At 63.9% G+C, this 1703-nt stretch carries 1 protein-coding gene; it reads left to right on the plus strand.

The window, feature by feature from the left end; genetic code table 11:
* Positions 1-186: 186 nt before the first annotated feature.
* On the plus strand, positions 187-1703 hold a 1517-nt coding region (adh, locus tag T281_RS17065), incomplete at its 3' end, for an aldehyde dehydrogenase (protein ID WP_037242492.1).

The raw sequence follows: 1703 nt of genomic DNA on the forward strand, positions 1-1703 counted from the left end.
GTCCTGTCCTCCATGCGCTGTCCCGTTTTGGCACAGTGTAACGAATTGCCACAGCGCACCATATGCGCGAACGTCACAATATACGTTGATATTTCAACAATTTGGTAGTCTGGCACGCCCCGTGCTAAATCAGGGGCCATGAGGCCCGCCAGACGGCCTCTCTGCGAAACGCATTGGGAGGACACCATGATTTACGCCGCACCCGGCACGCCCGGAGCCATCGTCACCTTCAAGGAGCGCTACGACAATTTCATCGGCGGCGAATGGCGCGCGCCGCTTGGCGGCCAGTATTTCGAAAGCATCACGCCGATCACCGGCAAGCCCTTCGCGCAGGTCGCCCGCTCGCAGGCCGAAGACATCGAACTCGCGCTCGATGCCGCCCACGCAGCCGCCGAGAGATGGGGCCACACCTCCGTCGCCGACCGTTCGCTGATCCTGAACCGCATCGCCGACCGCATGGAGCAGAACCTCGAAAAGCTCGCGTATGCCGAAAGCGTGGACAACGGCAAACCGATCCGCGAGACGCTCGCCGCCGACATCCCGCTCGCCATCGATCATTTCCGCTATTTCGCGTCGTGCATCCGCGCGCAGGAAGGCACGCTCGGCCAGGTCGACGAACACACCGTCGCCTACCATTTTCAGGAGCCGCTCGGCGTCGTCGGCCAGATCATCCCGTGGAACTTCCCCATCCTGATGGCCGCGTGGAAGCTCGCGCCCGCGCTGGCCGCCGGCAACTGCGTCGTGCTGAAGCCCGCCGAGCAGACCCCCATCGGCATCCTCGTATGGGCGGAAATCATCGGCGACCTCTTGCCGAAGGGCGTGCTGAACATCGTCAACGGCTTCGGCCTCGAAGCGGGCAAGCCGCTCGCGTCGAGCCCGCGCATCGCCAAGATCGCGTTCACGGGTGAGACGTCCACCGGCCGCCTCATCATGCAATACGCCTCGCAGAACCTCATTCCGGTGACGCTGGAACTCGGCGGCAAATCCCCGAACATCTTCTTCGACGACGTTGCCGCCGCCGATGACGAATTCTTCGACAAGGCCATCGAGGGCTTCGTGATGTTCGCGCTGAACCAGGGCGAAGTCTGCACCTGCCCCAGCCGCGCGCTCGTACAGGAAAGCCTGCGCGACCGCTTCGTGGATCGCGCGCTAGCCCGCGTCGCCGCGATCAAACAGGGCAACCCGCTCGACACCGACACAATGATCGGCGCGCAAGCCTCGCAGGAGCAGCTCCACAAGATCCTGTCCTACGTCAATATCGGGCTTGAGGAAGGCGCCAAGTGCCTCATTGGCGGTGAGCGGGCCTATCTCGGCGGCGAACTCGACACGGGCTTCTACGTCCGCCCGACCGTGTTCGAGGGCAACAACAGCATGCGCATCTTCCAGGAGGAAATTTTCGGGCCGGTCGTCGCGCTGACCACCTTCAAGGACGAGGCGGACGCGCTGCACCTCGCCAATGACACCGTCTACGGCCTCGGCGCGGGCGTGTGGACGCGCGACGGCAACCGCGCCTACCGCTTCGGCCGCGGCATCAAGGCGGGCCGCGTGTGGACGAACTGCTACCACCTCTACCCCGCGCATGCGGCGTTCGGCGGTTACAAGCAGTCGGGCATCGGCCGCGAGACCCATCACATGATGCTCGACCACTATCAGCAGACGAAGAACCTGCTCGTCAGCTACAGCCCCAAGGCCCTCGGCTTCTT

The organism is Rhodomicrobium udaipurense JA643, from assembly GCF_000636015.1.
GTDB lineage: Bacteria > Pseudomonadota > Alphaproteobacteria > Rhizobiales > Rhodomicrobiaceae > Rhodomicrobium > Rhodomicrobium udaipurense.